This is a genomic window from Paracoccus sp. (in: a-proteobacteria), assembly GCF_046462195.1.
Lineage (GTDB): Bacteria > Pseudomonadota > Alphaproteobacteria > Rhodobacterales > Rhodobacteraceae > Paracoccus.
Map to the genome: position 1 here is coordinate 1 of NZ_JBKGUN010000149.1, position 22,558 is coordinate 22,558.

Below are 22,558 nucleotides of genomic sequence, written 5' to 3' on the forward strand. Positions count from 1 at the left end.
CCAGCATGACGCCCCAGTTGAAGGCAAAGCCCAGAAACAGCTGCGGCCACCAGGTGAAGCGCTTGGCAAAGGGATAGATCGCCACCAGCGCCAGCGAGGCGACGCCCATCCAGACGGCGGCCTGCCCCAGCGTCAGCAGGATGACCAGCCCGATCAGCCCTTGCAGGACCAGCCAGCGATAGGCCCCGGACAGCGTGACCTGCCCCGAGGGCAGGGGGCGTGACCGCGTCCGCGCCACCTGCGCGTCGATCCGGCGGTCGGTGATGTCGTTCCATGTGCAGCCGGCGCCGCGCATGACAAAGGCGCCGATGGCGCAGGCCAGCGCGATCCACAGGTCGAACCAGCGCGGCGCATCCGCCATCATTGCCAGACCGATACCCCACCAGCAGGGCAGCAACAGCAACCATGTCCCGATGGGGCGGTCGGCGCGGCTGAGCCTCAGCCACGGGCGCATGGCGGGCGGCGCATGACGGTCGACCCAGTTGTCAGGCGGCGCATCAAAGACGGCGTCTGGCCTTTTCGTCTGGCTTTGCATAGCGTCGCACCCATCATGGCTCGGATCAGACTGTTCATAGATCACCACTTCGTCCCGGGACAACCCGTCCCCTTGGACCCGGCGCAGGCGCATTACCTGTCAGGCGTCATGCGCCTGAAGGCGGGGGACGACCTGCGCATATTCAACGGGCGCGACGGCGAATGGTCGGCAACCCTGCAGGATGCGGGCAAGCGCGGCGGCAGCCTGCTGGCCGGTGACCGGACGGCGCCCCAGCAGGACCCGCCCGATCTGTGGCTGCTGTTTGCCCCCATCAAAAAGGCCCGCACGGACTTCATCGTCGAAAAGGCGGCTGAAATGGGGGCAGCGCGCATTCAGCCGGTCCAGACCGATCACACCAATTCCGAACGCATCCGGCAGGACCGCCTTCAGGCCCATGCCGTCGAGGCGGCGGAACAATGTGGCGGAACCTTTGTGCCCGCTGTTGCGGATCTGGTTCCGCTGTCACGCCTGCTGGATGGTTGGCAGCCGGAGAGGCGCATCCTTTGGGCGGACGAGGCACGCGTGGGACCGGCTGAAGCTTTGGCCGGACTGCCGCGCGGGCCCTGGGCCATCCTGATCGGCCCAGAAGGCGGATTTTCACCGGCAGAACGCGCCTGTCTGTCGCGCCTTGCGTTCGTGACGCCCGTCAGTCTGGGCCCCCGGATTCTTCGCGCCGATACTGCCGTGGTGGCGGCGCTGGCACTGTGGCAGGCGTCGCTGGGCGACTGGAAGTAAGCCAAGCAGAGTTCCTATGCTGCAATGCGGCATTCTGGGGCGCAAATACGACAGTTCCTGCCATTAACCTTTTGTTTCCTTGCAGAAGTTGCATATCTGGGTTGCCGGATTGACGGCTACTCTTTGCCCTGTGCCCAAACTATCTCCTTTGTATCGAAGAGATGCCTGATGATCGGGCATATTGAAAACAGGTGATATGATGTCGACGATCGAAACGAACCGCAGCGTGGCTGTTGGAGGCGTGGGCAACGTCGTCGCGTACATCAACTCGATGATCGCGTCCTGGCGGGATACCCGCGTGACACGTCGCGAGTTGGCCCGCCTGTCCGACCGCGAGCTGGACGATATCGGTCTGTGCCGTGGCGACATCGAGCGGATCGCGCGCGGCTTCTGACGCCACCGGTTCCAAGGACGAACGAACCCCCGAAAGCTGGCAGGCTCGCGGGGGTTTTTTCTTGTTCTGTCGTCAAGGAGCCGGTCTCAGGCGCGGGTCATCAGCAGCGTCGTCCAATCCCCCAGATCGTCGCGCCGATCCAGCGTGAAACCCGCCTCCCGATAGGCTTCGACCACGTCGTCCGCCTGCGTGGTCAGGATGCCCGACAGGATGATCTTGCCGTCATGCGCCACATGGCGCGCCATGTCGGGCGACAGGTCGATCAGCGGCTGCTTGAGGATGTTGGCCAGCACGAGGTCATAGGGCGCAGCCTGTTCCAGTGTGGGATGCTCGAAACCGGCCGCCTCGATGCAGACCACGCGGCCGTCCAGCCCGTTCGCGATCACATTGGCGGCGGCCGTGTCCACGGCAACGGAATCGATGTCGCTGGCCACCACGGTCTTGTGCCAAAGGCGCGCCGCGCCCATGGCCAGCACAGCCGTCCCGCAGCCGATGTCGACGATGCGGCCTGGTTGGAACCCGCTCTGCGCCAGCCGGTCCAGCGCCTCCAGACAGCCCTTGGTGGTGTTGTGGTGGCCGGTGCCAAAGGCCATGGCCGCCTCGATGCACAGCGCCTCGACGCCTTCGGGAATGGTGTCCGCGTCATGGAGGCCATGCACGTAAAAGCGCCCGGCCCGCACCGGTGTCAGCTCTCGCCGGACATGGGCCACCCAGTCGACCTCGGGCAGTTCCGAGATGACAAAGGGTTGCGCGCCATGAGCGGCGGCCAGAAGCGCCAAGCTGATCTCGTCCGGGCTTTCGGTAAAATAGGCGCCGACTTCCCAGCGCTCGGACCCGTCCTCGATCTCGAAGATGCCGGTGCCAACAGGTTCGGGCGTCAAATCCTCGCACGCTTCGGCCAGGGCTTCGGCGGCTTCACGGCCGGGCAGGTGGGTCAGTGCGGTAAAGGTGGGCATCAGATCGGATCCGGATTGGGCAGGGACGCCTCTACCCCGGTGCCCTTGAGGCCGCAATAACCGTCGGGATTTTTCTCCAGGTATTGCTGATGCGCCTCGTGCGCAGGCCAGAAGGGGCCGGCGTCCAGGATCTGCGTGGTGATCTTGCCAAAACCCTGCACCGCCAAGCGGTTGTCATAATCGATCTTGGCCGCCTCGGCCGCGCTGGCCTGTGTGTCCGTAAAGGTCATGATCAGGCTGCGGTACTGGCTGCCCACATCGTTGCCCTGCCGGTCGCCTTGCGTCGGGTCGTGATTTTCCCAGAACAACTGCAACAGATGGTCATAGCTGATCAGAGAGCTGTCATAGATGATGCGCACGACCTCGGCATGGCCGGTGTCGCCGCGCTTCACCTGGTCATAGGTCGGGTTCTGGACTTCGCCCCCGGCAAAGCCGACCTCGGTCAGCCAGATGCCGTTCTGCTGCCAGAACAGCCGCTCGACCCCCCAATAGCAGCCCATGCCGAAGATCGCCTGATCGTATCCGGCGGGCGGGTTGGCGCCCAAGGGGCGGTGGAAGATGGCGTGATCGGTCATCGGAACCCTCTTTTTCTTTGGACAGGGCAAACGCGGGCTGCGGGCTGCGGGTTCATCCGCGCGGATGGGCGGCACGATAAACGGCCATCAGCCGCGCGTCGTCCACCCCGGTATACACCTGCGTGGTGGAAAGGCTGGCATGGCCCAGAAGTTCCTGGATGGTCCGCAGGTCACCACCCGCGGCCAGCAGATGGGTGGCAAAGCTGTGGCGCAGGGCATGGGGCGTGGCGCTGGCGGGCAGACCCAGCGAAGCGCGCGCCTTGCGCATTGCGCCCGCGATGCTGGCGCCCTGAAGGCGGCCGCCGCGAACGCCGCGAAACAGCGGCTGGTCGGGCAGCAGCGGCCACGGGCAAAGGCGCAGGTATTCGCTGATGGCTTCGCGGGCGACGGGCAGCACGGGAACCTGGCGTTCGCGCCCGCCCTTGCCACGGATTGTCAAACCCGTCGGAAAGGGCCAGTCGCGGCCATCCAGCGCCAGCGCCTCGGATATCCGCAGCCCCGAGCCCCACAGCATCGTCAGCACTGCCGAATCGCGCGCGGCGACCCAAGGCGTGTCGTGCAGTGCCACCTCGGCCAAGGTGTCGTTCGCCTGGTCGGGCGTCAGCGGGCGTGGCAGCGAACGGGGATAACGCGGGCTGCGGCTGGACAGGGCTGCAGACAGGTCGAACCCTTCCCGGTCCGACAACCATCGCAGGAAAGACCGCACCGCCGATTGCCGCCGTGCCAGCGATCGTGCGCCCAGACCCCGCGCGCGTTCAAAGGCGGCAAAGGCGCGCATGTCGGACTGGCGCAGCGCGGCCAGTGCCTTGGGGGTTGCGGCCTCGCCCCAGTGGCCCCCCAGGAACTGCAGAAAGGCGATGAGGTCGGTCTGATAGGCACGAACCGTGTGGTCGGACCGGTCGCGCGTCGCAGCCTCGGTTTCCAGCCAACGGCCAAGTGCATCGCTGGTGGCGGGGGCAAGGGCCAGCGGCTGCATGGTCATGCCGCCAGACGCTGCAACAGCACCAGCCGAAAGACCTGCCCGAAAAAGCGCAGCAGGTCTGTGCCGTGGGCGGGCAGGAAGCGGGTGCCATCAATGCTGCCCATCAGCAGAACGGCACGTGGACGCCCGCTGCCCAGATCCACAGGCAGCAGCGCCTCGGATGCGACGGCGCGGCCGTGCAGCGGGCGCGTCACCGCCATCGCTTCGCGCAGGACGATGTCGTCACCGCGGGGAACGCGACGACCGGCCGACAGGATGCGGTCGATCACGCCCGGCTGGACCCTGGCGGTGTCCCCGGGCCAAGATTCCATGGCGGCTTCGCCTTCGACGACCAGGCGCAGCGTTTCGATCCGCAGCAGGGGCGCGATGTCGGACTGCAGCGCACCGATCAGGTCGGCCAGATCGGCTGTTTCCAGAAGCCCGATGACTGAACGGTGGATGATCGCCATTCCCGACTGGTTGTCATAGGCGGCGGCGATCACGCTTTCGTGCGTGACCTCCAGCCGGTCCAACCGATGCTCCAGGGCCTCCATCGCCCGGCCGCGGATGTCGATGACATTGCTGCCCAGATCCGCCTCGCGGGCCGCGACCAGTGCACGCATCAGGTCGCGGTCGCCCAGAATGGCCTTGGGATCGGCCAGAAGCCGGTCCCGGATTTCGGGCTCAAGGGCGTCAGACATCTGCGTCCTCCCCGTGCCGGCTCAGCCGATCTTCTGCCCGGTGGCTGCCCAATCCTTGTCGAACTGGGCCAGGCCCTTGTCGGTCAGCGGGTGGGTCACCATCGACTTGATGACGGAGGGCGGGGCGGTGATGACATCGGCACCGATCTTGGCGGCATCGACGATGTGGTTCACCGTGCGGATCGAGGCCGCCAGGATCTGCGTCTCGAAGCCATAGTTGTCATAGATCTCGCGGATGTCGGCGATCAGGTCCATCCCGTCCAGGTGGATGTCGTCCAGGCGCCCGATGAAGGGGCTGATGAAGGTGGCGCCCGCCTTGGCCGCCACAAGCGCCTGCGCAGCCGAGAAGCACAGCGTGACGTTGACCATGTGACCGTCGTCAGACAGGGCGCGGCAGGCCTTTAGCCCGTCCCAGGTCAGCGGGACCTTGACGGTGATGTTTTCGGCGATCTGCGCCAAGTGCTTGCCTTCGCGGATCATGCCTTCCGCGTCCGAGGCGACCACCTCGGCCGAGACGGGACCTTCGACGATGTCGCAGATCTCGCGCGTGACTTCGGCAATGGCACGGCCGGACTTCAGGATCAGCGAGGGATTGGTGGTGACGCCGTCGACCATCCCCAGATCGTTCAGTTCCCGAATGGCGGCGATATCGGCGGTATCGACAAAGAATTTCATGACCTGGTTCCTTTGGTAAGGTTCGGTCCGGTGATATCGCAGATGGCGCGGCGCGGAAAGGGGCTGAACCGGTCCAGTCGAAGCGCGGGGCTTGCAACCGGCCGCGCCCGCGTCTTTATCATCCGGTGATGAACCAGCAGCCCGCCTTTTTCCCGCCCCGCGCCCGCATCGCGGTCCTGACCTGCGAGCCGGTGGGCGTGCTGGATTACCTGGCGCCCGACACCGGCGTCCGGCAGGGGCAACTGGTGCTGGCCCCCTTGGGACCACGCCGCGTGCTGGGACTGGTCTGGGGCGAGGGGGTCGGTGATTTCGACCTGGCCAAGCTGCGCCCCGTGGCGCGCGTGCTGGATGCCGAACCCTTCTCGTCCGGGTTCCTCGAATTCCTGGCGCGGGCGGCGGATTACACGCTGACGCCGTTGCCGCTGATGCTGCGCATGGCGACGCGGGCGCCCGACATCGACCAGCCGCCCGCTGCGCGGCGCATCATCGTGCCCGGATCGGGCATTGTCAGCCGCCTGACCGAGCCGCGCCAGCGGGTTCTGGACGTGATGGCCGATCACGGCGGGGCCAGCTTTGCAGCCTCGGAACTGGCGCAGCTGGCGGGTGTCGGCATATCGGTGGTCAAGGGACTGGTGGCGCAAGGAGCGCTGGCCGAAATCGAGGCCCCGCGCGATCTGCCCTATCCGCGCCTCGACCCGACTCTGCCCGGCAAGCCGCTGGCCGAGGACCAGCAGGCGGCGGCCGATGCGCTGCGCGGGGCGATCCGCGGCGGCAGCTATGGCACGACCCTGCTGCGGGGGGTGACCGGATCGGGCAAGACCGAGGTTTATCTGGAGGCGGTGGCCGAATGTCTGGCCCAAGGGCGGCAGGCGCTGGTCCTGTTGCCCGAAATCGCCCTGTCAGCCGAATTTCTCGACCGCGTGGAGGCCCGTTTCGGGGCGCGCCCGGGCGAATGGCACAGCGGCATCACCCGGACCGAGCGCCGGCGCCTGTGGCACATGGCGGGGCAGGGCGAGGTGCAGCTGGTGGTGGGGGCACGGTCGGCCCTGTTCCTGCCCTTCCGGGACCTGGGCCTGATCGTCGTCGACGAGGAACATGACAGCAGCTACAAGCAGGAAGACGTCGTTTACTACAGCGCGCGCGACATGGCCGTGCTGCGCGCCTCGATCACGCAGGCGCAGGTGGTTCTGGCCTCGGCCACGCCTTCGCTGGAAAGCTGGGTGAATGCATCGGTCGGCAAGTACCGCCGGCTGGATCTGCGCAGTCGCTATGGCGAGGCCGAGTTGCCGCAGATGGCTGCCATCGACCTGCGGGCCGAGGCGATGGAGCAAGGCCGCTGGATATCCCCCACGCTGGCACAGGCGGTGCAGTCGCGGCTGGACAAGGGCGAGCAGTCGCTGATCTTCCTGAACCGCCGGGGCTTTGCGCCCGTCACGGTCTGTCGGGCCTGCGGAGAGCAGATCGGATGCCATCAATGCGATGCGCGCATGGTCGAGCATCGCTTTCAGAACCGCCTTGTCTGTCATCAATGCGGCGAAACGCGTCCCATTCCGCTGGCCTGCCCGTCCTGCGGTGTCGAGGGCAAGCTGGCTCCCATCGGTCCCGGGGTCGAACGGATTGCCGAAGAGGTCGCGGCCCGTTTTCCCGACGCCAAGGCGACCGTCCTGTCGTCGGACCTGTTCCATTCGGCCCGTGCGTTGAAGGAAACGATTGCCCAGATTGCCGAGGGCGATACGGATATCATCATCGGCACGCAGATCGTGGCCAAGGGACACAACTTTCACCGCCTGACGCTGGTGGGTGTCGTCGACGCCGATCTGGGCCTGCAGGGCGCAGACCTGCGGGCGGCCGAGCGCAGTTTCCAGCTGATGCGGCAGGTGGCGGGCCGGGCCGGTCGCCAGTCCGGCACCGCGCCGGGGGTGGCGCTGCTCCAGACGCACCAGCCGGACCACCCGGTGATCCGGGCGATCCTGTCGGGACAGGACGAGACCTTCTGGGATGCCGAGGCGCTGGGCCGACAGGCCGCCGGAATGCCGCCCTTCGGCCGTTTGGCCGGGATCATCCTGTCGCATCCCGATCTGACTGTTGTCAGCGATTTCGCCCGCCATCTGGCGGGGCTGGCGCAACCCCTGACCGAGATCGGCGCCGAATTGTGGGGGCCCGCGCCGGCACCCATCGCCCGGGTGCGCGGACGGCACCGGGTGCGGATGCTGATCCGTGCGCCGCGTCAGGCGCCGTTGCAGACGGCCATTGCGGACTGGCTGGAACCGGTCAAGCTGCCGACGCACCTCCGGCTGTCCGTGGACATTGATCCGCAAAGCTTCCTGTAGTCGGGCGCGGCCGCAGGCCGTTGCAGGCAGCCGTCCGGCAGGGCTAGTTCCTGAGAACGATGCAGCGCCCGCCAAGGCGCTGGAAGCGGGCGCAGAAAGTCGCGGCCTCGGTCCGGGAACGATACCCGACCTGCGCGGTATAGACCGCGCGCGGCATGCCGTTGATGCGCTTGCGGACATAGCCGACCCTTGCTCCGTCATCCAGGATGGGACGCAACGTGCGGTTCAGGCGGGCGACCTGCTGGGCTGCGCCGGCCTGGCTGGGATGGCTGGCGACAATCACGCCCCAGGGCATGGCCGGGGGTTGGGTCGTGAATTCGCGCAGGTTGCGGTCGCCGGCCATCTTTTCGCAAGCAGGACGAAATGCCATGTCGGGCGTCAGCGCCAGCTTGAGGTCAGCCGGTGCGGGCGGGCTGTCGCGCCAGCGGTGGGCGCTGAACCCCGTGATCGCCTCGACATAATCGACCGTCTCGAAGGGCAGGGTGGTTTGTTGCGCAATGAAGCGGGCCGCCCGATTCTCGCCTCCGTTATAGGCAACGGCAGCCAGCCCGATATTGCCGAAGCGCTGGCTGAGCTGCGACAGGTACCAGGCCGCCTTGCGGATCGCCAGTGCAGGGTTGAAAGGATCATCCAGCCAGTAAAGCTCGGCCGTGCCCGGCATGAACTGCGCGATGCCAAGGGCGCCTGCCGGACTGACCGCAGAAGGCTCGAAGCGGCTTTCCTTCCACAAGAGGCGGGCCAGGAAGGCAGGGTCCAGCCCCTGTTCCGACGCATTGCGCTCGATCAGCTTGCAGACATCAGGCACATAACTGTCCTTGGCCACGCAGTCGCGGCCATCATCGGTGCAGCGGGTGTCCGGCGTGGACCGGGGCGCGGCCCGCCCCTGCCAGGCATCGACGGCCGGATAGGCCAAGGCAGGCGTGGCCGCGGGCAATACGGCCGCCACCGACAACGCCAGGCACAGGACGATTCGAATGAAACGGATCATGGGAAAAACGACAGACCGGCCAGCTGATTATTCCTTGGTCTTCGCAGCGGTCTTGCCGCTCTTGGCTTTGTTCTTGGACTTGGCGGGTTTGTCTTCAGCCCCGGACTTGGCGGAGGCGGAGGTCTTGACCTTCCGGGACTTGGCCACCTTGGGCTCGTCGGCCTGTTCCTGTGGCGCAGGTTTGTCTGCCTTGGCCGCTTTGCGTTCGGCCTTTGCGGTCGCTTTCTCGGCCGATTTGGCGGCGTCCTTCTCGGCCTTGCGGGCAGCCTTGCGCTCGGTCTTATCGGCCTCTTTCTGGGCGGCCTTCGCAGCCTGCCGCTCGGCTTTGCGTTCCGCCTTCGCAGCTTCCTTTTCCGCAGCCTTGGCCGCGACCTTTTCGGCCTTGCGGGCAGCATGCTTTGCAGCCTTGTCGGCGTCTTTGTCAGTCACGGCAGGGTTCTTTGCTGCAAGGTCGGAAGGGGCGGTTTCAACGGTTTCAGCTGCGGGGCGACGCTTGCTGACGCGGTGCGGTTCCGTGCGAAGGTCGGTCTTGCGCGCTTCAGCGGATTTCCGGCCTGCGGGTTTGCGTGCAGCCGAAGCACGCTTGTGCTTGGCCGCAGGAACGGCCTTGGGAGCCGCCGGCAGGGGCGGCGGCGCCTCCTTGGACGTTGCCGTGGTGTCGCGCTTGCGGCGCTCGGCCTCCGCGCGACGCAAGGCAGCGCGCAGCAAGGGGGCCACTTCGTCTGCTGACGGACCTGCCTGTGCGTTTGCTATTGCTTCGCGCAGTTTTTCCACCAGCGCGCTTAGCGCCCCGTCGTCCAGTGTTCCCAAGGCCGGCTGACGGCTTTCTTGGGTCAGGTGCAGCTGATCGGCGTTCAGCACCTGCTGCTCTCGCTTGGCATAATTGGGCATCGGATGGCCTTTGGGCAGACGACTTCATGTTCCGCACCGACATTGCGCAGAGATTGCGATTTTTGCAATTGGAAAGGCCCCGGCTTTTGCCGGGGCCTTGAATGGTGATGCCGTGGGCACGCAGGTGTGCCGGATCACCAGCGGGGCACAGCGCTCTCGACGGGCGAAACAAATGGGGTTTCGGCCGTGGCAAAGGGGTCACTGACCTGGGCGGGCTGGACCGGGCTGGCTGCCGGCACCGCCGACATGGCCGCGTAAGGGTCCATCACCGGTTGGGCAGGCGTCTGGCTGACCGTCTGCATCGGAGTCTCCACAACAGCCGTTTCAAGCGCAACGGTCTGGACGGTGGCTGCCGGATCTGCCGCCATGGGGGCCGCGGGCATGACATAGCCTTCCGGCGTCTCGGTCATGGGGCCTTCCATGCGAACGCTTTCCGCTTCGCCGCGCACGATCACCTCGGTACCGGTCGGAACCTGCGCGAACAGGTCGATGACATCCTGGTTGAACATCCGAATGCAGCCGGCCGACGTGGCCTTGCCGATGGACGAAGGGTCCATCGTCCCGTGGATGCGGTAATAGGTGTCCACGCTGCCCTGGTACAGGTACAGCGCCCGCGACCCCAGCGGGTTGTGCATCCCGCCCGAAAGGCCCCCTGCGAACTGGCCATACAGCTCAGGCTCGGTCCGCAGCATGTTGTCCGTGGGGCGCCAGCTGGGCCAAGCCGCCTTGCGGGCAATCGTCGCCTGGCCCTCGAAGCCCTTGCCGGCACGTCCGACGGCCACGCCGTAACGCATCGCCTGACCACCCGGCTGGACGTGATAAAGAACGCGGGCGTAAGGATCGACAACAATCGTTCCGGGCGCTTCGGCACCGTTGTAGGGAACAACCTGGCGCTGGTTGCGGTCGTTCAGGTAAGCGGCACGAACCGCCGGAATCTGGATAGGCGCACCGTCCGGACCGTTGTCGACACGAGCCTGATAGGCCTCCGGGACAGTCGCCGAACGCTGGGGCGCAGGCGCCGCGGTTTCCTGGCCGGGACCGCATGCCGCCAGCCCCAGGGCCAGCGCCGTGAAAAGAAAGACGAGGCGCATTGTCGCATGTTCCTTGTTCAATCGCAGGCCTTGCCGGCAGAGGCGTGGCCGTGGCAGCGTCAAATTCATTCATACCTCGCGAAAGCGGCGGAGCCGTTACACGATTCGCATGGAAGTTGCATGACGCCCCCGATCAAGTCGCGTCAAGCCTGTCACGTCGATCGTGAACGGCTTGGTGCATCAGGGACCGCCGCCTGTGGCGCGCAGGTGTCAGCATCATCAACTTTTTACTGCAGCGGAACAACTCGGCGTGTGCTTTGGTTGCATGGGGGCCGGGCGCATAAGCGCCGGTTCCGGTCACAAGGAAGTCAGACATGAACATCATCGTCGCACTGATCATCGGTGCCATCGCCGGCTGGCTGGCCGGGCTGCTGGTCAAGGGCCATGGTCAGGGCGTCATGGTCAACATCATCGTGGGCATCCTCGGGGCTGTCATCGCCTCGTTCCTGTTTCCGGCGACGGGCATGACCATCGGTGCCGCAGGTTCTGTCATCGGATCGATCATCTATGCGACGGTGGGCGCCGTGATCCTGCTGCTGATCCTGCGGCTGGCGCGGCGCGCGTGACGCGGACATCGGAGACCGGCATCGTGAATTGACCGTTATCAGCAAAGCATCCCCGCCTTGACCGCACCCGCCCTGCCTCCGACCCCGCAGACCCGGCCCAGGGGTGCCTTTGCACCCTTCGGTTACCGCGACTTCCGGCTGCTGTGGGGGGCGACGCTGATCTCGAACTTCGGGGGGCTGGTGCAGGCGGTGGGCGCGGCCTGGCTGATGACACAGCTGACCGACAGCGCCACGCTGATCGCGCTGGTTCAGGCATCGAACACCCTGCCTGTCATGCTGCTGGCCATCGCCTCGGGGGCTTTGGCCGATATCTTTGACCGCAAGACGCTGCTGATGACGGCGCTGATCGCGATGAGCGTCATCTCGGTTGCGCTGGCCGTCGTCGCCTGGAGCGGCGGGCTGACGCCTTGGCTCCTGCTGGGTTTCACCTTCCTGCTGGGCGCGGGGCAGGCCGTCTACAATCCCCCTTGGCAGGCCAGCATGGGCGATCTGGTCCGGCGCGAGGATCTGCCGGCGGCCGTCAGCCTGAACTCGGTCGGTTTCAACCTGATGCGCAGCGTCGGACCGGCGGCAGGTGGCTTCATCGTCGCGGTCTTTGGCGCCGCAGTGGCCTTTGCGGTCAATGCCGTCAGCTATCTGCCGCTGCTGGCGGTCATGTCCCGCTGGAAACCCCAGCTGGCCCCGCGCGTCACCACGCCCGAACCCTTCATGGCGGCAATGGGGGCAGGCCTTCGCTATGTCGCGTTGTCGCCGAACCTGATCCGGGTCATGGTCCGCGGGGCCTTGTTCGGCTTTGCGGCCATTGCCGTTCTGGCCCTGCTGCCGCTGGTGGCCCAAAGCCACCCCGAGGGGGGCTCGCTTCTGTTTGGCGGCTTGCTGGGCTGTTACGGCGTCGGCGCCATCGGGGGGGCGTTGATGAACCCGCGCCTGCGGGCCCGGATGGACAATGAACATCTGGTGCGGATGGCCTTTTGCGGCTTTGCGCTGTCGGCGGTGGTGCTGGGCCAGACGCAGTCGGTCTGGCTGCATGCCCTCGTGATGATGCCGGCAGGGGCGTCGTGGGTGCTGGCCCTGTCGCTGTTCAATGTCACGGTGCAGTTGTCCACGCCGCGCTGGGTCGTGGCGCGGGCGCTGGCCATGTACCAGACGGCGACATTCGGCGGCATGGCGGCCGGAGCATGGGCCTGGGGCGGGCTGGCGGGGTCACAGGGACTGGATACCGCCCTGACGACGGGGGGAATCGTTCTGGCTCTTGGTGCGCTGATCGGTGTCTGGCTGCGGGCGCCCGAATTCGGAGCAGTCGATCTGGATCCGGCGAACCGCTTTCGCGAGCCCGAACTGGCGCTGGACCTGCGTGGACGTTCGGGACCGATCCTGGTGATGGTCGATTACCGGATCGATCAGGCCGATGTGCCCGAGTTCCTGCGCCTGATGCGCCAGCGGCGCAACATCCGCCGCCGCGACGGGGCACGCAACTGGGCGCTGCTGCGCGACCTCGAGCATCCGGATCAATGGAGCGAAAGCTATCATATCGCGACATGGGACGAATATGTGCGCCACAACCTGCGCCGCACCAAGTCCGATGCCGAGGTGACGGTCGCCCTGCGCGCCCTGCACCGGGGCGACGGCGATCCGCTGGTCCATCGCATGATCGAGCGTCACAATGTCAGCCCCCTGGATGACCTGCCGTTGTTGGGCAAGCTGGAGCTGCCCTGAGCCGCAAAAGGGCCGCTGACGAAGACGCCCTTTGCGTGACAGGCCCGCCTGCGCTAGACCTGCGGACAAAACACCAAAAGGGCACAGGCGATGAAAGCGGCAACTCGGGCGGCGACGGCAGTGGGCGCAGTGGCTCTGGCGCTGATCGGCATGGCGGCAGATGCGGGCGCACAGGTCATCAGCAAGCAGTACGACGACGGCGGTGTCTACGAGGGCACGTTCCGCAACGGGTTGCAGCATGGCCAGGGCAGCTATGTCCTGCCGAACGGCTATCGCTACGAGGGCGACTGGGTCGAAGGGCAGATCATGGGCCAGGGCCGAGCCGAGTTTCCCAACGGTTCCATTTATGAAGGGCAGTTCGCGCGCGGCAAGCCCCATGGCAAGGGCAAGATCACCTATGCCGACGGCGGCACCTATGAAGGCGACTGGTCCGAAGGCGAAATCACCGGCCAGGGCGTCGCACGCTATGCCAACGGATCGGTCTATGAGGGCGCGTTCGAAAAAGGTCTGCACCAAGGCAAGGGCGTCCTGACCCAGGCCAACGGTTATCGTTATGAAGGTGACTGGAACGCGGGCGTCAAGGAAGGGCAGGGCAAGATCACCTATCCGGACGGCGCGACCTATGAGGGGGGCATGCTGGCAGGCCAGCGTGCGGGTCAGGGCAGGCTGCAGATGGCTGACGGCCTGACCTATGACGGCGTGTGGGCAGCCGGGCAGATGTCCGGAACCGGTGTGCTGGTTCAGTCCACCGGCGACCGCTACGAAGGCGAACTGGAAGGGGGGCGCCGCCAGGGCAAGGGGGTCGCGACCTATGCCAACGGCGATGTGTATGACGGGGAATTTGCCGATGACCGCCGCCACGGCCAAGGAACCTTCACCGGCGCGGACGGCTATGTTTACGTGGGTGAATGGTCCGAAGGCCGGATGGAGGGCCGGGGCCAGATCACCTATCCCGACGGTTCGGTCTATCTGGGCCAGATGCGGGCCGACCGGCCCCACGGCACGGGCAAGATCACCTATGCCGACGGATCGACCTATGAAGGGCAATGGGCCGAAGGCGTGATCGAAGGGGACGGCAAGGCCACTTATGCGAATGGCATGGTGTACGAGGGCAGCTTTCGCAATGCGCGGAACCATGGGCAGGGACGGATGTCCTATCCCGACGGTTATGTTTATTCCGGCGCATGGCAGGACGGTCAGCGCCATGGCGAAGGTCAGGCCACCTATCCCGACGGCACGGTTTACACGGGCAATTTCGTCGACGGGCTGCGCGAGGGAAAGGGCCGGCTGACGACGCCTGACGGATTCATTTATGAAGGCGGCTGGAAGACCGGAGAAATCGACGGCGCGGGCGTCGCGACCTATGCCAATGGCGACCGCTATGAAGGCACCTTTGCTGCGGGCAAGCGCCAGGGACAGGGCGTCATGCGCTATGCCACGGGGCAGGTCGCCTCGGGGGAATGGCAGGACAACCGCCTGATCGAGGCCGATCCCGCTTCGGACCCGAAGGCCCCGGCGCCCGACGAGGCTGCCCCCGAACTGCCCGCCGAGGGTCAGCCCCAGCCCTGAGCGTCCATTCAAAAAGGAGCGGCCCATGACGCTGCAGTTCGATCGCGCGACCGAAGCCGACCTGCCCGCCCTGATTGCCCTGTTGTCCGACGATGTTCTGGGGGCAGGGCGGGAAGGCCTGGATGAACAGGCGGTCTATGCCCGCGCCTTTGCGCAGATCCAGTGCGATCCCAACCAGTTCCTGTGCGTCGCAAAGGACCGGGACCACGTCGTCGGCACCCTGCAATTGAGCTTTGTTCAGGGATTGTCGCGGCGCGGCGCAAGGCGCGGCCTGATCGAGGCGGTGCGGGTCGCCTCAGATCGGCGCGGCCAGGGCGTCGGACAGGCCATGATGGAATGGGCCATCGCGGAGTGTCGCCGCCAGGGCTGTGCTCTGGTGCAACTGACCACCGACAGGTCGCGCACCGATGCCCACCGGTTCTATGACCGGCTGGGATTCACCGCCTCTCATGTCGGGTACAAGCTGGCGCTGGACTGACAGCATCAGGCCTTGTTGTCATCATTGCCGAAAAGTCCGCGCAATCCGCGGGTGACAAGGTTGCCGACTTTTGGACGGGGCTGCGCCAGGAAGGGCAGCGGCCGACAGACCTCCATCGCGGCAATGCCGACGCGAGCCGTCAGGGCGCCGTTGACCAGACCCTCGCCAAAGCGGCGCGACAGCTTGGCCAGAACGCCGCCACCCGCCACCGTGTGGATCAGGTCGTCACCGGCAGCCACGGCCCCTGTCGCGATCAGATGGGTCATCACGGTACGCGCCAGCCGCCAGCCGCCCACGGCCCCTGCGCGTCCGCCATAGATTTCGGCCATGCGCCGGATCATCCGAAGGTTCGCGGCCAGTGCTGCCGCCACATCGGCCAATGCCAGGGGCACCAGCGCCGTCGTGGCGGCGACGGTGCGGGCAGCGGCCTCGATTTCCCGTCGAGCCTGCTGGTCCAGACCGGCCAGCAGCTCGGCCTCGGCCAGGGTCAGCAGGGCATGGGCATCAAAGGTTTCCCCACGGCGTTCGGCCAGGCGCTGACGCTGCCACTCCATGGCGGGCCGATTGGCGTAAAGGGCCACCAGTTCTTTGGTGACCGCCTTGGCCTGATCCAGACTGTCCGCGGCCAAGGCCGCGCCCGCGCTGCGCTGCAGGGCGTCGATCTTGGCAAAGCGTCGCCATGCCCGCCATTCGCGCAGGGCCATTCCCAACGCCGCCAAGGTGAACAACGCAAACAGGACCACCGCAATCCAGCCCAGCAGCGGATAACGGGTCAGCAATCCGTTGATGAAGTCCAGCGCCGCCACGCCCAAGAGAAAGGTGAACAGCGCCACTCCTGCGTTCAGGAAAAGGCGTGTCAGGCGGGAAGGGCGACGGCCGACCAGCCGTGTCACCATCTCCATGGTCCGCGGCCGGGGCAGGGGCGCGTCGCTGACATCGATGGGGGGCGCGTCGGCCGGGTTGGGCGCGGGCTCGGCCTGGGCGTCGACCCTGGGCTGGCGCGGCGCCTGCCGTATGGGGGCGTCCAGTTCCAGCAGCACGGGGCGGCGCGGGCGCTTGGGGCTGTTGTTGGTGGGCTCGCTCACAGGCGGTCTCCGATCAGGAACTCGGCCGCGCGGTCGAGGCGGATATGGGGCGGTCCGTCACCGGGACGCGTGGTCAGGGGGGCTGGGGCGAAATTCATGATCTCGTAATCGGCATCCAGCCAAGCATTCGCCCCCTGCCGCGCCGGGTGCAACAGCGCCGATGGATCCGATGGCAGTTCGCCCGCATAAAAGGCCGCCTGCCGCCCGTCCATCAGGCGCCCGCGCACGGCCGGCAGTTCGTCGTCATCCTGACGGATCATGTCCTCGGTCGTGGCGCGCAGGGCGGCAATGGCCATGGCCTCGGTCCGGGCGCCCTGGAAATCGGCACGATCCCGTGCCTCGCGCAGCATCGCGGACAGGATGGCGGTCAGGCGGTTGTGCTGGACATGATGCAGGTGATCCCCCTTGGTGGCGGCGAACAGGATGCGCTCGACCCGCCGTGTGCCCAGCAGCTGCGCCAGCCAGCCTGCACGGCCGGGACGAAAGGCGGTCAGGATGTCGGCCATGGCGCGGCGCATGTCCTCGACAGCGGCGGGGCCCTGATGGATCGCGCCCAGCACATCGACCAGCACCACCTGCCGGTCGATCCGGGCAAAATGGTCGCGGAAGAAGGGGCGGACAACCCGCGACTTGTAGGCGTCGAAACGGCGGCGGAACTCCCGCCCCAGCTTGCCGTCCTGCAGGGCGGGGGGCAGGGGCGCAAAGGTCAGCGCGGGCGAGCCTGCCAGTTCGCCGGGAATCAGGAAGCGGCCCGGGGTGCAGTCCGACCAGCCCGCGTCGCGCGCCGCATTGAGGTGGGTGGTATAAAGATCGGCCAGCGCCTGCGCCCGCGGTTCGGCAAAGGGCGCGCCAGGGTCTTCGTCCGCCAGGGCCGCCAGAAAGCGGTCGGCACGGGGCCGGCCGGGAAGGCGCTCCAGCACCTCGGCCGACCAATGCGCGAAATCGCGTTCCATGAGGCGCAGGTCCAGAAGCCATTCACCCGGATAATCCACGATATCCAGATGCAGGAGGCGGGCGCCCCGCAGGCTGCCGAAGAGGCCGCCGCCTTCCAGCCGCATCGACAGGCGCAATTGGCTGACATGGCGCGTGCCGTCGGGCCAATGCGGCTGCGGACCGGTCAGCGCGGCAAGATGGCGTTCGAAATCAAAGCGGGGAATCGTATCGTCGGGCTGGGGCTGCAGCCAGACCGCCTTTAGACGCCCGTCGGCGGCCGCGCGCAGGGCCTGCATCCGGCCGCGCTCCAGCAGGTTGGCCACCAGCGCGGTGATGAACACCGTCTTGCCTGCGCGCGACAATCCCGTCACGCCGATCCTGATGACGGGATCCGAAAGGCCCAGGCCCTCCATCACGTCGCTGCCGATGCCCATGCTGCCCCTGCGTTTCTGCCTGTCCGCCTTTCAACGCGGTGGGCGCAAGATAGGTTCGCGTGGCGGGAAAGGGTAGCCTGCTCGATATGTCCGCAACGTGCAGGTTGGTGATTGTGCAGCGGGGTTGGCGGGCGTTATCACCCGTCCATGTCACAAACCCTGCCCATCGACGATGCCCTGCCTGCCCTTCGCGCGGCGATGACCACCCATGGACGTGCCGTGCTGGTCGCGCCGCCAGGGGCAGGCAAGACGACGCGGGTGCCCCTGGCGCTGATGGATCAGGTCACAGGACGCATCCTGATGCTGGAGCCGCGCCGTTTGGCCGCCCGCGCCGCCGCCGAGCGCATGGCCGACACCTTGGGCGAGGCCATCGGCCAGCATGTCGGCTATCGCATCCGGGGCGAATCCGTGCCGGGCAGTCGGATCGAGGTCGTGACCGAGGGCATCCTGACCCGGATGATCCAGAACGATCCTTCGCTGGAAGGCATCGGTTGCGTGATCTTTGACGAATTCCACGAACGCAGCCTGAATGCCGATCTGGGACTGGCACTGGTGTGGGAAGCGCGGAACGCCCTGCGCGAGGATCTGGCCGTGCTGGTGATGTCGGCCACCCTGGAGGCCGAGCCTGTTGCGGCGATGCTGGACGATGCGCCTGTGATCCGTTCGGAAGGTCGTGCCTTTCCGGTCGAGACGCGGTGGCTGGAGCGGCCTCTGCCCCCGGCCTTCCGTTTCGTCGAGGAGGCGGCGCGCCTGATCCGGCAGGCCGAGGCGGACACACGCGATATCGGCGGCACCATCCTGGCCTTTCTGCCTGGAGAGGGCGAGATCAGGCGCGTCACGGCGCTGCTGAGCGGCACCGGCTGCGAGATCCTGCCGCTGTTCGGGGCGCTGGATGCGCGGGCACAGCGCGCCGCACTGGCGCAGCCGGGGGCGCAGCGGCGGATCGTGCTGGCGACATCCATTGCCGAAACCTCGCTGACGATCCCGGCTGTGCTGGTGGTGGTGGACGCCGGGCGAGCGCGGCGGGCCCGCTTTCATCCGGGCAGCGGCATGTCGCGGCTGGTGACCGAACGGGTCAGTCGCGCCGAAGCCGATCAGCGCCGGGGCCGTGCAGGCCGGGTGGCCCCGGGGCTTTGCTATCGGATGTGGGCGCGATCCGAGGAGGGCGCGCTGCCGGCCTTTGCTCCGCCCGAAATCGCCGTGGCCGACCTGACCGGGCTGGCGCTGGAGCTGGCGGTCTGGGGAGCCGCGCCCGAAGATCTGGCCTTTCTGACGCCCCCGCCGGTCGGGGCGCTGGCCGAAGCAAGGGCGCTGCTGGTCGAACTGGGCGCGCTGGGCAAGGATGACCGCATCACTGCGCATGGACGAAGGCTTGCCTCCCTGCCGCTGCACCCGCGTCTGGGGCATATGCTGGCCGTGGCGGGGCCCGACGCCGCCGATCTGGCCGCGCTGCTGTCTGACCGTGATCCGCTGCGCGGTGCCGGGGTGGATCTGAGCCTGCGGCTGGAGGCGCTGCGGAACCCTGGGACATTTGCTGCAAGGCACCCGTTCGAGCTGAACCGGCAGGGGATCGCGCGCATCCAGCAGGATGCCAAGCGTTTGCGGCGGCTGATCGCGTCCCGCGACAGCGGGGGGGACATCGTCCTCCCCGCACCCCCCCTGAGCCTGCCCTGCAAGGCAAAGGATATGGTGCTGACGCCCGGTGCCATGGCCTCGCTGGCCTATCCGGACCGGATCGGTTTGCGCCGCAGAGGGGATGACGCGCGCTTTGTTCTGTCCGGGGGCAAGGGGGCCGTGATGGACAACAGCGATCCCTTGGCAGGGCAGCGCCTGATTGTCGCGCTGGATCTGGATGGCGATCAGCGTGAAGCGCGCATCCGCTTGGCCCTCACTCTGGACGAGGCCGAGCTGCGCGCCCTGCACGGCCCCCGGATCGTGGAAACCAGAGACTGCACCTGGTCGCGGCGCGAGGGACGTATCCTGTCGCGGCAGCAGGAGCGGCTGGGGAGCCTTGTTCTGTCGGACCAGGCATGGACCGGCGCCAGCGACGGACAGATCGCCCGTGCCGCGCTTGAAGGCTTGCGCCAGGAAGGGCTGCCGTGGAGCGCGGCGGCGGCCCGCCTGCGTGCGCGGATGGCGCTGGTCGAGGACCTGGGACCTGTCGATGATACGCATCTGCTGGACGACGGCGACTGGCTGCTGCCCTGGCTTGCGCGTGTCCGGAGCCGGGCCGATCTGCGTGCCCTGGACCTTGTCGAGCCGCTGAGGGCGCGGATCGGCTGGGACGGGCAGCAGCAGCTGGACCGCGTGGCGCCTGCGCATTTCATCACCCCTCTCGGCCGTCGCGTGCCCATCGATTACGGGGGCGAGGAGCCGTCGATCGAATTGCGGCTGCAGGAGCTGTTCGGTGTGACGCAGCATCCGAAGGTGGGGGGGCGTCCGCTGAGGATCGTGCTGCTGTCTCCCGGGGGACGGCCCGTGCAGGTCACCATGGACCTTCCGGGATTCTGGGCCAGTTCCTATGCCGATGTGCGCAAGGACATGCGCGGGCGCTATCCCCGCCACCCCTGGCCCGAAGATCCGACCGAGGCCGATCCGACGGTACGCGCCAAGCCGCGGGGAACCTGAAGGACCCTTAGTCGACGGAACGGATCAGCTTGCGGTCCAGGACCTTCAACACCTGCTCCAGGTCATGGCCGCGCTTGAGGACGCGGCCATCCATGCCGATCACTGCATAAGCCCCTTGGGCCGCCCGCAGGCGTGGGCGTTTTTCGATCCGATACAACGGGTTTTCGGCGGAGTGGCGGAAGACGCTGAAGATCGCGGCGTCGCGCAGGAACGACATGCCGTAATCGCGCCATTCCCCGGCGGCCACGAAACGGCCATAAGTGGACAGGATCAGGCTCAGCTCCTTTCGGTCGAAGACGACGCGATCGGGATCAGCCTGGAACGGCGGGCTTGCATTCATCATGACACAAGGGTGACACCGCACCGCGCGCAAATCAACGCGAAAGGTGCGGTGCCGTCCCGGTCAGTAGCAGCTGACCTTGTCGATGCGGCCGCTGCGCCCGTATTCGATGTTCAGGCGGTCCGGGCGGAAATCGGCCGTGATCATGTCATCGGGCCCGATGATGCGCGTTCCCAGGGGAAAGTTCATCTGCGCCACGGATTCGCGTGGCTGGCCGATCAGGCCCTGATAGCCGGCGGCCCCGCATTCATCTGCGGGAACCACGGGGGCAGGCTCGACGGGAACGGGCTCGCAGGCGGCCAGAAGACCGGCGGCGGCAAGGGACAGGGCAAGGGCAGTATGGCGCATGGGTTTATCCGCAATCGATGTTTGTGATGGTTCCCGCCTGGTCCAGGCGGAAGACGAGCCGGTTCGGGTCGTAATCCTGTGGCTCGATGCCCCGGTATTCGACAACGCGATAGGCCTTTGACAAGCCCAGGGTCGGAATCACGCTGCCGGGCTGGCCCTTCGCGCTGTCATGCTTGCGCGCACCGCAAAGATCGGGCTTGCGTTCCTCGAGGCCGGTGATGCCCGTGGTCTGGACTGGAGGCGGCAGCGCCTCGGGCAGCGGTGCGACAGGGGCGGGCACGGGCGCATAAACCGGCGGTGCGGGAGCATAAGGCGCCGGAGCATAGGGAGCGGGCGCATAGGGCGCGGGCGCATAAGGGGCAGCGGCAGTCATGGAGGCCGCGCCCGTTGGCGGCATCCGGTTGGGCGAGGAGGCGCAGCCGCCCATCGTCATGCCGCACACGCCCAGCAGCGCGGCCCTTGAAAGCCAAGCGTTTCGGATCATTGCCTGTGTCACCTCTGCCGGTCCCTGTCGGACCGTGTTTGCTTTTGATGACAGCATAGGCCGCAGCCTCCCGCTTGAGAAGCCGCGGCGGAATTCACGTTTCCATCATCGCAGGAATGCAACAGGAGGTGCCGTCACACCTGCCGTGGCGCATGGGCGCGCAGGAACAAGGCGCAGGCCGAGGTGACGGCCTCCGCGATCTCGGAATCGGCCAGCATTTCGTGTGAAAGAAGGGCATTGATCCGCAGTTGCCCCCCCATCAAAGCCACCAGTTGCCGTGCGGCCAGGGCCGGATCCTGGACCGTGATTTCGTTGCGCGTGGCCCAGTCCTGGACAAGGCGCGTCAGCGGGACGACAATGCCGTCCTCCATCGCCCGGGCATAGGCGACGGCCAGTTCAGGAAAGCGCGGAGCTTCGGCGATGGCAATCCTGTGCAGCCGCAGGCGGTGGTCGCTGATCAGCCAGCGCGCCAGCTGATCCAGAACCTTTGGCAGGGCCGTGCCGACATCATCCTTTGACGCGGCATCGAAAGGGGGCTGATCGAAGGCCATGTCGAGGGCGTTTGCCAGCACCTCCTGGAACATCAGGCGCTTGTCAGGAAAATAGCTGTAGAGCGTCGCCTTGGATACGCGTGCCGAACGGGCGATGTCATCGACGCTGGCGGCCGCGAACCCATCACGCAGGAAGATGACGGCCGCGCCTTCGCGCACCTGCTCGAACTTTCGGCCCCGGACAATCCCCGTACCCTGGCCCATGTCCTGTTGTGTGACTGGTCGTGATTTCAGCAATTTCGCCCATCTTCTTCTGGCGCCGATGGCCTCCGCGAAAGAGCCTCATGAAGCAGGCCACGCAGAATGGAAAGATTTTATTAAGCCGCACAACAATATTTTACGCAATCATCTGGCGTGCGACATTGCCTGCAAAATGGGCGGTGGCACTGCAGGCGGCTTTGGCCTAGCGTGCGGGCGTGACGAAAACTGCCCTTGGCAACAGGAGGAGAGCAGCAATGGCCGCCACGCATTTGTCGTTCCGGGAGTCGGTTGATCGGATGTTCACGCATTCTGCAAGCCTGATGGAACTGCCTCCGGGGCTGGAGGAAAAGATCCGGGTCTGCAACTCGACCTATACGGTGCGCTTCGGGGTAC

Annotated in this window: 23 protein-coding genes; 8 read left to right on the top strand and 15 right to left on the bottom strand. The window is 66.6% G+C overall.

The features are described from left to right. A partial coding sequence (locus ACLHHB_RS09650; protein ID WP_410218068.1) for a UbiA family prenyltransferase occupies positions 1-535 on the bottom strand: 535 nt, incomplete at its 3' end. A 15-nt stretch (positions 536-550) separates the two neighbouring features. Here ACLHHB_RS09650 and ACLHHB_RS09655 point away from each other — a divergent pair. Then, on the top strand, positions 551-1,270 hold the full coding sequence (locus ACLHHB_RS09655) for a 16S rRNA (uracil(1498)-N(3))-methyltransferase (RefSeq protein ID WP_410218069.1): 720 nt from the start codon (positions 551-553) through the stop codon (positions 1,268-1,270). A gap of 196 nt (positions 1,271-1,466) precedes the next feature. Beyond that, entirely contained in the window at positions 1,467-1,664 is a 198-nt protein-coding gene (locus tag ACLHHB_RS09660) for a DUF1127 domain-containing protein (RefSeq protein ID WP_410218070.1), read from the top strand. An 86-nt stretch (positions 1,665-1,750) separates the two neighbouring features. Here the strand turns inward: ACLHHB_RS09660 and ACLHHB_RS09665 are convergent, their stop codons facing one another. The 5 genes from ACLHHB_RS09665 to fsa are packed head-to-tail and all read right to left on the bottom strand — an operon-like array spanning position 1,751 to position 5,532. Beyond that, positions 1,751-2,620 (bottom strand): 50S ribosomal protein L11 methyltransferase, encoded by an 870-nt coding sequence (locus ACLHHB_RS09665; RefSeq protein ID WP_410218071.1) that lies wholly within the window; start codon positions 2,618-2,620, stop codon positions 1,751-1,753. Then, positions 2,620-3,195, bottom strand: coding sequence for a peptide-methionine (S)-S-oxide reductase MsrA (gene msrA / locus ACLHHB_RS09670; protein ID WP_410218072.1), 576 nt, complete (start codon positions 3,193-3,195; stop codon positions 2,620-2,622). The genes ACLHHB_RS09665 and msrA overlap by 1 nt, the downstream gene beginning before the upstream one ends. 52 nt (positions 3,196-3,247) lie before the next feature. Further along, complete coding sequence (locus ACLHHB_RS09675; protein WP_410218089.1) at positions 3,248-4,171, bottom strand: tyrosine recombinase XerC; 924 nt, start codon at positions 4,169-4,171, stop codon at positions 3,248-3,250. A gap of 2 nt (positions 4,172-4,173) precedes the next feature. Then, positions 4,174-4,857 (bottom strand): DUF484 family protein, encoded by a 684-nt coding sequence (locus tag ACLHHB_RS09680; protein WP_410218073.1) that lies wholly within the window; start codon positions 4,855-4,857, stop codon positions 4,174-4,176. A gap of 21 nt (positions 4,858-4,878) precedes the next feature. After that, positions 4,879-5,532 (bottom strand): fructose-6-phosphate aldolase, encoded by a 654-nt coding sequence (fsa, locus tag ACLHHB_RS09685; protein ID WP_410218074.1) that lies wholly within the window; start codon positions 5,530-5,532, stop codon positions 4,879-4,881. A 128-nt stretch (positions 5,533-5,660) separates the two neighbouring features. On the opposite strand from fsa, the gene ACLHHB_RS09690 reads away from it, so the two are divergent. After that, positions 5,661-7,862: a primosomal protein N' gene (locus tag ACLHHB_RS09690; protein ID WP_410218075.1), complete on the top strand. Its 2,202-nt coding sequence runs from the start codon at positions 5,661-5,663 to the stop codon at positions 7,860-7,862. A 43-nt stretch (positions 7,863-7,905) separates the two neighbouring features. Here the strand turns inward: ACLHHB_RS09690 and ACLHHB_RS09695 are convergent, their stop codons facing one another. From ACLHHB_RS09695 to ACLHHB_RS09705, 3 genes are all read right to left on the bottom strand, one after another. Then, positions 7,906-8,850, bottom strand: a complete 945-nt coding sequence (locus ACLHHB_RS09695; RefSeq protein WP_410218076.1) for a lytic transglycosylase domain-containing protein — start codon at positions 8,848-8,850, stop codon at positions 7,906-7,908. A gap of 27 nt (positions 8,851-8,877) precedes the next feature. Next, entirely contained in the window at positions 8,878-9,558 is a 681-nt protein-coding gene (locus ACLHHB_RS09700; RefSeq protein ID WP_410218077.1) for a hypothetical protein, read from the bottom strand. A 317-nt stretch (positions 9,559-9,875) separates the two neighbouring features. Beyond that, positions 9,876-10,832 (bottom strand): L,D-transpeptidase, encoded by a 957-nt coding sequence (locus ACLHHB_RS09705; protein WP_410218078.1) that lies wholly within the window; start codon positions 10,830-10,832, stop codon positions 9,876-9,878. A gap of 314 nt (positions 10,833-11,146) precedes the next feature. On the opposite strand from ACLHHB_RS09705, the gene ACLHHB_RS09710 reads away from it, so the two are divergent. The 4 genes from ACLHHB_RS09710 to ACLHHB_RS09725 all read left to right on the top strand — a co-directional run bounded on the left by ACLHHB_RS09710 (position 11,147) and on the right by ACLHHB_RS09725 (position 15,161). Then, positions 11,147-11,398 (top strand): GlsB/YeaQ/YmgE family stress response membrane protein, encoded by a 252-nt coding sequence (locus ACLHHB_RS09710; RefSeq protein WP_410218079.1) that lies wholly within the window; start codon positions 11,147-11,149, stop codon positions 11,396-11,398. Positions 11,399-11,455: 57 nt separating this feature from the next. Next, the gene (locus tag ACLHHB_RS09715) at positions 11,456-13,114 is read left to right on the top strand and encodes an MFS transporter (RefSeq protein ID WP_410218080.1); all 1,659 of its coding nucleotides are present in this window, start codon (positions 11,456-11,458) and stop codon (positions 13,112-13,114) included. A 90-nt stretch (positions 13,115-13,204) separates the two neighbouring features. Beyond that, positions 13,205-14,683 (top strand): MORN repeat-containing protein, encoded by a 1,479-nt coding sequence (locus ACLHHB_RS09720; protein WP_410218081.1) that lies wholly within the window; start codon positions 13,205-13,207, stop codon positions 14,681-14,683. Positions 14,684-14,708: 25 nt separating this feature from the next. Then, positions 14,709-15,161 (top strand): N-acetyltransferase family protein, encoded by a 453-nt coding sequence (locus ACLHHB_RS09725; protein WP_410218082.1) that lies wholly within the window; start codon positions 14,709-14,711, stop codon positions 15,159-15,161. A 5-nt stretch (positions 15,162-15,166) separates the two neighbouring features. Here the strand turns inward: ACLHHB_RS09725 and ACLHHB_RS09730 are convergent, their stop codons facing one another. Next, positions 15,167-16,246, bottom strand: coding sequence for a YcjF family protein (locus tag ACLHHB_RS09730; RefSeq protein ID WP_410218083.1), 1,080 nt, complete (start codon positions 16,244-16,246; stop codon positions 15,167-15,169). Beyond that, positions 16,243-17,613, bottom strand: coding sequence for a YcjX family protein (locus ACLHHB_RS09735; RefSeq protein WP_410218084.1), 1,371 nt, complete (start codon positions 17,611-17,613; stop codon positions 16,243-16,245). The genes ACLHHB_RS09730 and ACLHHB_RS09735 overlap by 4 nt, the downstream gene beginning before the upstream one ends. 147 nt (positions 17,614-17,760) lie before the next feature. Here ACLHHB_RS09735 and hrpB point away from each other — a divergent pair, with 147 nt between their 5' ends. Then, positions 17,761-20,241, top strand: a complete 2,481-nt coding sequence (hrpB, locus tag ACLHHB_RS09740) for an ATP-dependent helicase HrpB (RefSeq protein WP_410218085.1) — start codon at positions 17,761-17,763, stop codon at positions 20,239-20,241. A gap of 7 nt (positions 20,242-20,248) precedes the next feature. On the opposite strand, the gene ACLHHB_RS09745 is transcribed toward hrpB, so the two are convergent. The 4 genes from ACLHHB_RS09745 to ACLHHB_RS09760 all read right to left on the bottom strand — a co-directional run bounded on the left by ACLHHB_RS09745 (position 20,249) and on the right by ACLHHB_RS09760 (position 22,168). Beyond that, positions 20,249-20,581 (bottom strand): DUF2794 domain-containing protein, encoded by a 333-nt coding sequence (locus tag ACLHHB_RS09745; RefSeq protein WP_410218090.1) that lies wholly within the window; start codon positions 20,579-20,581, stop codon positions 20,249-20,251. 63 nt (positions 20,582-20,644) lie between these two features. Beyond that, on the bottom strand, positions 20,645-20,929 hold the full coding sequence (locus ACLHHB_RS09750; protein WP_410218086.1) for an I78 family peptidase inhibitor: 285 nt from the start codon (positions 20,927-20,929) through the stop codon (positions 20,645-20,647). A gap of 4 nt (positions 20,930-20,933) precedes the next feature. Continuing rightward, the gene (locus ACLHHB_RS09755) at positions 20,934-21,413 is read right to left on the bottom strand and encodes a hypothetical protein (RefSeq protein WP_410218087.1); all 480 of its coding nucleotides are present in this window, start codon (positions 21,411-21,413) and stop codon (positions 20,934-20,936) included. A 134-nt stretch (positions 21,414-21,547) separates the two neighbouring features. Then, positions 21,548-22,168, bottom strand: a complete 621-nt coding sequence (locus ACLHHB_RS09760) for a TetR/AcrR family transcriptional regulator (RefSeq protein ID WP_410218088.1) — start codon at positions 22,166-22,168, stop codon at positions 21,548-21,550. Positions 22,169-22,558 lie beyond the last annotated feature (390 nt).

Coding starts and splice junctions, on each gene's coding strand:
- ACLHHB_RS09655 (WP_410218069.1), top strand. CDS start 551: ATGGCTCGGATCAGACTGTTCATAGATCACCACTTCGTCCCGGGACAA.
- ACLHHB_RS09660 (WP_410218070.1), top strand. CDS start 1,467: ATGATGTCGACGATCGAAACGAACCGCAGCGTGGCTGTTGGAGGCGTG.
- ACLHHB_RS09665 (WP_410218071.1), bottom strand. CDS start 2,620: ATGCCCACCTTTACCGCACTGACCCACCTGCCCGGCCGTGAAGCCGCC.
- msrA (WP_410218072.1), bottom strand. CDS start 3,195: ATGACCGATCACGCCATCTTCCACCGCCCCTTGGGCGCCAACCCGCCC.
- ACLHHB_RS09675 (WP_410218089.1), bottom strand. CDS start 4,171: ATGCAGCCGCTGGCCCTTGCCCCCGCCACCAGCGATGCACTTGGCCGT.
- ACLHHB_RS09680 (WP_410218073.1), bottom strand. CDS start 4,857: ATGTCTGACGCCCTTGAGCCCGAAATCCGGGACCGGCTTCTGGCCGAT.
- fsa (WP_410218074.1), bottom strand. CDS start 5,532: ATGAAATTCTTTGTCGATACCGCCGATATCGCCGCCATTCGGGAACTG.
- ACLHHB_RS09690 (WP_410218075.1), top strand. CDS start 5,661: ATGAACCAGCAGCCCGCCTTTTTCCCGCCCCGCGCCCGCATCGCGGTC.
- ACLHHB_RS09695 (WP_410218076.1), bottom strand. CDS start 8,850: ATGATCCGTTTCATTCGAATCGTCCTGTGCCTGGCGTTGTCGGTGGCG.
- ACLHHB_RS09705 (WP_410218078.1), bottom strand. CDS start 10,832: ATGCGCCTCGTCTTTCTTTTCACGGCGCTGGCCCTGGGGCTGGCGGCA.
- ACLHHB_RS09710 (WP_410218079.1), top strand. CDS start 11,147: ATGAACATCATCGTCGCACTGATCATCGGTGCCATCGCCGGCTGGCTG.
- ACLHHB_RS09720 (WP_410218081.1), top strand. CDS start 13,205: ATGAAAGCGGCAACTCGGGCGGCGACGGCAGTGGGCGCAGTGGCTCTG.
- ACLHHB_RS09725 (WP_410218082.1), top strand. CDS start 14,709: ATGACGCTGCAGTTCGATCGCGCGACCGAAGCCGACCTGCCCGCCCTG.
- ACLHHB_RS09735 (WP_410218084.1), bottom strand. CDS start 17,613: ATGGGCATCGGCAGCGACGTGATGGAGGGCCTGGGCCTTTCGGATCCC.
- hrpB (WP_410218085.1), top strand. CDS start 17,761: ATGTCACAAACCCTGCCCATCGACGATGCCCTGCCTGCCCTTCGCGCG.
- ACLHHB_RS09745 (WP_410218090.1), bottom strand. CDS start 20,581: ATGAATGCAAGCCCGCCGTTCCAGGCTGATCCCGATCGCGTCGTCTTC.
- ACLHHB_RS09750 (WP_410218086.1), bottom strand. CDS start 20,929: ATGCGCCATACTGCCCTTGCCCTGTCCCTTGCCGCCGCCGGTCTTCTG.
- ACLHHB_RS09755 (WP_410218087.1), bottom strand. CDS start 21,413: ATGATCCGAAACGCTTGGCTTTCAAGGGCCGCGCTGCTGGGCGTGTGC.
- ACLHHB_RS09760 (WP_410218088.1), bottom strand. CDS start 22,168: ATGGGCCAGGGTACGGGGATTGTCCGGGGCCGAAAGTTCGAGCAGGTG.